The sequence below is a fragment of the Legionella sp. genome (assembly GCF_047605385.1).
Taxonomy (GTDB): Bacteria; Pseudomonadota; Gammaproteobacteria; order Legionellales; family Legionellaceae; genus Legionella.
On the sequence record NZ_JASGFU010000100.1, the window covers coordinates 1 to 6670 of the forward strand.

The following is a 6670-nucleotide window of genomic DNA, read 5'->3' on the forward strand; positions in this document are numbered from 1 at the left end:
TGAGCTTCAAGAGCTAGTCCAACAATTTAAAAACTAAATGTAAGCTAAATAACTCGGGCTTAACGTATCAGAAGAAAGTCAAAAAAATGCCAATTTTGATACGGCTGATGATTGGTTAAAGATTTTAGCTGATTATAAGACAAAATTTGAGCCTATTATGGCAATCGCACTTAAATTTTAACCATCTATACTCAATAAACTGCGATTGCCATGAGGAGCCTATAGATAAAGATAAAAGAGGGGCAGATCTGGATCTGTTCCCATTGTTTTACACTATTTCCATTACGTATGGATCTTTCTATCTCTACTTTGTAAACATTCTAACACATCATAAAAACTCAATTCACACGCTTTAAGCAAAACGAGCAAGTGGAATATTAAGTCTGCACATTCATTAATAAATTCCTCACTATTATTACTCATTGCCGCGATCACTGTTTCAACCGCTTCTTCACCTACTTTTTGTGCACAACGATTCACACCACTTGCCAGCAATTGTGCGGTGTAACTGTTTTTATCTTTAGCTTCAGCGCGGTCATTAATAATATTAACCAACTCACTCATAAAGCTAATTGCACTATTGCCTGACAGTTGGTAACAACTTTTATATCCTAAATGACAAGCAGGGCCTTTAGGAATCACCATAATCAATAAGCTATCGTTGTCGCAATTGGTGCTAATATGTTGCACCGACATGGTATTTCCTGAGGTTTCTCCCTTGCGCCATAAACGTTTATGGCTGCGGCTATATAAGGTAAGCTGACCTGTAGTGACGGTGGCAATTAGTGATTCCTGATTCATATAACCTAACATGAGTACGTTATCATTTTCTGCGTTTTGAATGATGGCGGGGATTAATCCATCCATTTTTTTCCAATCTAAGGCTCCAATTTCTAAATGATTCATCATCGTACCTCAATATTTTGTTGTTTCAGTGTCGACTTAATTTCAGCGATTGTTGCTATTTTGTCGTGAAATATATTGGCAGCTAAAGCGCCATTGACTTTTGTTTGGATAAAAACTTCGGCAAAATCATGGATACAACCTGCACCTCCGGAAGCGATGAGCGGAACTTGGCACAAGCGACGCATTTGTTGCAATTGTTGAATATCATAACCTTTACGCACACCATCTGCTTGCATGCAATTAAGCACAATTTCACCTGCACCTCGGTCTTGAACTTCGTTGATCCATTCTGTGGTTTTACGTTTGGAGTTTAGCGTTTTGCGTTCATCACCAGTATATTGATATACATAATAATCATCAATAATCCATTGGCTATCAATACCAATGACCACACACTGGCTACCAAATTGCTTGCTTAGTTCATCAATTAACTCAGGATTTTCTAATGCTGGGCTATTAATTGATACTTTATCTGCTCCTGCATTCAATACTGATTTTGCCTGAAGAGGTGAGCGAATCCCGCCAGCAACAGTAAAAGGAATATTAATTGTTGCCGCGACTTGATTTACCCAGGTAGGGCAAACTGAGCGTTGATCAGAGCTAGCCATGATGTCATAAAAAACCAGCTCATCAGCGCCTGAGTCTGAATAACAAGCCGCTAATTCTAAAATATCGCCAACAATGCGGTGGTTACGAAATTTGACACCTTTAACTACTTGATTATCACGTAGGGGATTATCCTTTTAGTCAGCATCAGGTTCTCCTCCAAAATCATTTATGCAGGAGACTAAATCTAAAGTTCCTTGATATAAGGACAAGCCTAAAATTGCAGCAGTCACTCTTAATTTTTTTAATACCTTAAGATCTTGCTGATTAAAGCATGGCCTAAAGAGGCCAGGTTATTTCCACTTACATCAATTACTGCAATCATAAGAGCCCTTTGGTTGATGGCAAAGCATCATTGGTTTTTGCGCAAGCTTGACGTAATGCTCGACCTAAAACTTTAAAACAGGCCTCAATCATATGGTGATGATTTTGGCCACTGACTTGCAGGTGAATAGTTGCCTCTAAAGCATGAGCAAATGAGTAAAAGAAGTGTGGAACCATTTCTGTAGCCATGCCGCCAACAAACTCACGAGTAAATTGTCCATTAAACTCACAAAAACTACGTCCACTAAGATCTATAGCAATCGAAGCTAAGGATTCATCCATGGGTAAAGTAAATCCATAGCGATTAATTCCCCATTTATCACCCAAAGCTTTTTTTAAGGCTTCACCTAAGGCAATCGCAATGTCCTCAATCAAGTGATGGTCATCGACCTCAACATCACCAGTTGCTTGTATTTCCAAATTAAAACCACCGTGTTTAGCGATTTGCTCCAGCATGTGATTGAAAAATGGCAATGGGGTATTAATACATCCGTTTTGATCGGCATCCAGAACTACTGTCAAATTAATGTCAGTTTCTTGCGTTTTACGCTTAACCATAGCACCGCGTTTTTGATTGAGAATGGTTGCGCAAATTTGTTGCCAGCCATGTTCAGCAGATACTGGCAAAAATTTAATCTCTAAATTATCAGCCAATTCTTTGTCGGTTTGGCGATCGCCAATAACCCAAGAACAGGTTTTATCAATAGAAGTTTCTTGCATGAATTGCTCCAGTAATCCTGGTTTGGGTTTGCGGCAGGAGCAATTATCTTCAGGCATGTGTGGGCAGATAAAAATTTCATCAAAGACAATACCTTGAGACGAAAAGAGATCCAAGATGAATTCATGGCAGATGTCGAATTCTTCTTCAGGAAAAGCAGGGGTACCAATGCCATTTTGATTGCTGACCATAATAAAGCGAAAATCGGCTTTTTGTAATTGCAACAAAGCAGAAATTACACCTGGGATTAATTTAATTTTATCCAGTGAGTCAACCTGGAAATCAAATGGTTCTTCAACTAAGGTACCGTCACGGTCGATAAATAAAATTTTTTGCATGTTTATGATCCACAAATACTATTTTGAAAAGAAGATAAAGCAGTCATCATCAACAGATTTTGCTGTTCATCACCCACGGTAATACGTAGATGATTTTGTAATGATGATTTAGCGAGAAAACTGCGGATACTTATTCCTTGTTTGCTAAACCAGGTAGCGATTTCATTGGCATAGGCTGTTTTTATCAGAATAAAATTAGCTTCTGAGGGATAGATTTTTTCAATTAATGGATTTTGCACAAGGCGTGAGAGAAGCTTGACACGCTCTGCTTTAATTTTTTCGATGGCAACAGTAAACCAATCCTCATTGGCCAAAGCTTGTAAGGCCAAGTGCATTACTACACTGGATAACGGGTAGGGCGCCATAATTTTATTGATGGTTTGAATAATTTGTGGTTGTGCAATCACCGCTCCAAGCCGTAGACCGGCAAGTCCGTAAGCTTTAGAAAGGGTACGCAATACAATCAGATTGTCGTATTGAGAAAGTAGAGAAATAGCACTTTCTGCATTGGCAAATTCCATATACGCTTCATCAACAACAATGACTGAACGATTTTTATAATATTCACAAAGGCTAGTAATTAATTGTAAATCGATAAGACTTGCTGTTGGATTATTGGGATTACAAAGCATGATGAGTTTACATTGTTCTTGCCAACAACTTTTAATGCGCTCCAGGCTTATGCTGAAATTATCTATAGCATCTAGAGGGCATTGGATGATTTGCGCTTGCTGTAAGCGTGCATAAAAAGCATACATGAAGAAGGTTGGAGGAAATTGCATGAATGCATCTTGGAGTGGTTTTAAAAATAAGCGCATGATCAAATCAATGCCATCATCTGAACCACGAGTAATGGTTATTTGATCGCTGCTAATTTGATAGCGTTTGGCTAATTGTTTTTGCACTTGATTTTTAAGTTCTGTTTCTGGGTAATGGTTTAAATTAATGGCATCTACATTGACGGCAGACCAGGGTAATTCATTAGCATGCAATCTTAGAGCATCTTGCTCGGGGCTGCTTATATACACTGGGATATCTAATAATTCTGATCGTACTAAGTTAAGTATGGACATGAGTTAAGCCTCCAAAGAATTCAGTCTAATTGCCACCGCGTTCGCATGAGCATTCAATCCTTCGATTTGCGCTAAAGTAATTGCCGTAGGCCCTAAATTTTTAATTCCTGCTTTGCTAATTGATTGCACACTAAATCGGGTTAAAAAATCGAGTGTACCCAGGCCATTGTGATTTTTGGCAAAGCCACTGGTAGGTAACACGTGATTGGAACCAGTAACGTAATCGCCTAAAGTTTCTGCTGCCCAGGAACCCAGAAATATAGTGCCAGTGGCATTAATTTGATCCACCCAAATTTCTGCATCCCTACGATTAATAATTAAATGCTCAGGCGCATAGTCATTGATGATAGTTAATTGTTCTTGGGGATCACTACATAAGAGAATCCTACTGTGTGTTAATGATTCGTTGATAATGCTGGTTCGTGGCAGTTTGCTTAATTGAGTCGAGAGTTCTTGATTGACTTTATCTGCAAATTCTTGCTGTTCACAAATTAAGATCACTTGAGAGTCTACTCCGTGTTCTGCTTGTGCGAGTAAGTCTGCGGCAACAAACGCTGGATTTGCTTGATTGTCAGCAAGAATCATCACTTCAGACGGACCTGCAGGCATATCAATTGCGGCGCCTTTTGGGTCGCTGGCGACTATGGTTTTGGCTTCAGTAACGTAGTTATTTCCTGGGCCAAATAACTTATCTACTTTAGTAATACTTTCTGTACCATAAGCCATTGCTGCAATGGCTTGGGCACCGCCTATACTGTAGATGGTATCGATACCACAAAGACGTGCTGCAACCAGTAAATGCGTGTTAATCGTACCATCAGCATCTGGAGGTGTGCATAATACTTTAATGGGGCAACCCGCGACTAACGCAGGAATGGCTTGCATCAAAAGCGAAGACACTAAAGGTGTTTTATTACCTCCTGGAACATATAAACCGACACGCTTGATTGGTCGATAAACGGTTTGTATGGTGACGCCATTAGCTGTACTGATGATTTTATTCTCAGGTAAGAGTGATTGGTGGTATTGACTAATTGTACTAATGGCTTTTTTCATAGCCGTTAAAGCCGTTTGGCTTACTTGAGCCTTGGCAATTTTTTCCTTCTCAATTTGTAAGGATTTTAATGAGGCACCATCAAATTTTTTGGTGAATGCCAATAATGCCTTATCACCTGAGGTACGTACTTGTTCGATGATTTCTAGAACTTTATCTTTGTTCGTGAATGCACTTATTGGGCGTGCTAAACATTTTTTTTTCTCCACGGTAGAAAGAGATTGCCAATTTTTTATGACTAACATGATGATTACTCCAGCATTTTTTCTATAGGCAATACCAATATGGAACTGGCACCTAATTCTTGGATGGTTTCCAAAGTATTCCAAAACACACGTTCACTGGAAACAACATGTACTGCAACTTTGTCGATACTTCCTGGTAAGGGGAGAATTGTTGGTGACTCTGCACCAGGAAGTTTTTTGGCAATGCGTGCGAGCGCGGATTTTGGAGCGTGAAATACAATGTATTTTCGTTCTTGGGCTTGCTGTACTGATTGAATACGGCGGGCCAGCATGTTGAATAATTCTTGAAACATTGATGAAGAATTTTTTTCAGCTTGAATTAAGACTGCTTGGCTTTGTAATACGGTATCGACCTCACAAAGTTTATTGTCTTCAAGCGTTTGGCCACTAGATACCAGATCGCAAATCGCATCGGCCATGCCCATGCGAGGGGCTACTTCTACTGAACCTGATAAAACCAGGGTTTCAGCACATATTTTTCGTTCGTGCAAATAGCGATTGAGTAAATAGGGATAGCTCGTTGCAATGCGTTTTCCATCTAAACTACCGGGGCCTTGATAATCAAAAGATTCAGGAATGGCGATGGATAAGCGACAGGTACAACTGCCTAGAGTGCCTATGGTTTTGTAAGATTTATCTGGATTAGCAAGCGCGGCCTCATAAAGTACATTCTCTCCCACGATACCACCATCGCAAAGACCATCAAATACTAAAACAGGAATATCGTCGTCGCGGACAAAGAGTAAATCAATTGGAAAATTGTCGACATGAGTCAGTAAGGTATTGGGTTTGATGCGAAATTTAAGGCCACATTTTTGTAGTAAGATTAAGGACTCTTCAGACAGACGTCCCTTTTTTTGTAAAGCTAAACGTAAACGATTTTTCATGCTAACTCCAAACGATTGGCGATTAATTCATAACCACCGGTGCCAAAGCTTAAACTACGCGCAACGCGGGTAATGGTAGTAACACTGACGCCAGTTTGTTCATGAATGGTGCGATAGGGAATCCCTTGCCGCAGTAATGGAACAACTTGCCAACGATCAGCCATGGCTTCCAGCTCTGTAGGTGTACAGAGATCAGTAAAAAATTGCAAAGCTTCTTCGTGGGAGTTCAGCAAGCTTATTGCGTTCATCAAATCAGGTAAGGCTGCATGTTTTAAGGTATTAGTTGTTTTCATATTAATGTATTAGTGTGATATAACATTATTGCAATGTTAATGCTTAAGTTTTATCCTGTCAATAGAAAAACAATGTAGGTATAGTGATGACGATATCATTGGACATGAAAAATGACAGATTAGCGCTAGCGGTGTTTTGACCGTCTGCGATTTTTAGTCCTAGGCTATTTAAGGTAACTCCCCAGGTATTTAATTGAGCTCACCGGGCTTCCCCTCTCCACCGCGC

The 6670-nt window shown here is 39.7% G+C and carries 5 protein-coding genes and 2 pseudogenes; all 7 read right to left on the reverse strand.

Translation table 11 applies throughout. The annotated features are described in order from the left end of the window. Positions 1-282: 282 nt before the first annotated feature. On the reverse strand, positions 283-906 hold the full coding sequence (hisIE, locus tag QM652_RS13615) for a bifunctional phosphoribosyl-AMP cyclohydrolase/phosphoribosyl-ATP diphosphatase HisIE (RefSeq protein WP_415076719.1): 624 nt from the start codon (positions 904-906) through the stop codon (positions 283-285). Continuing rightward, positions 906-1660, reverse strand: a pseudogene (gene hisF / locus QM652_RS13620) (imidazole glycerol phosphate synthase subunit HisF). Before hisF ends, hisIE begins: the two are co-directional and overlap by 1 nt. 173 nt (positions 1661-1833) lie before the next feature. Continuing rightward, on the reverse strand, positions 1834-2892 hold the full coding sequence (hisB, locus tag QM652_RS13625) for a bifunctional histidinol-phosphatase/imidazoleglycerol-phosphate dehydratase HisB (protein WP_415076711.1): 1059 nt from the start codon (positions 2890-2892) through the stop codon (positions 1834-1836). Continuing rightward, a pseudogene (gene hisC / locus QM652_RS13630) lies at positions 2864-3965 on the reverse strand (histidinol-phosphate transaminase). The gene hisB and the pseudogene hisC overlap by 29 nt, the downstream one beginning before the upstream one ends. Positions 3966-3968: 3 nt before the next feature. Then, entirely contained in the window at positions 3969-5264 is a 1296-nt protein-coding gene (gene hisD / locus QM652_RS13635) for a histidinol dehydrogenase (protein ID WP_415076713.1), read from the reverse strand. A gap of 5 nt (positions 5265-5269) precedes the next feature. After that, a complete protein-coding gene (hisG, locus tag QM652_RS13640) occupies positions 5270-6151 on the reverse strand; it encodes an ATP phosphoribosyltransferase (protein WP_415076715.1) in 882 nt (293 codons plus the stop codon). Further along, positions 6148-6444, reverse strand: a complete 297-nt coding sequence (locus QM652_RS13645) for a YerC/YecD family TrpR-related protein (RefSeq protein WP_415076717.1) — start codon at positions 6442-6444, stop codon at positions 6148-6150. Before QM652_RS13645 ends, hisG begins: the two co-directional genes overlap by 4 nt. Positions 6445-6670: the final 226 nt, after the last annotated feature.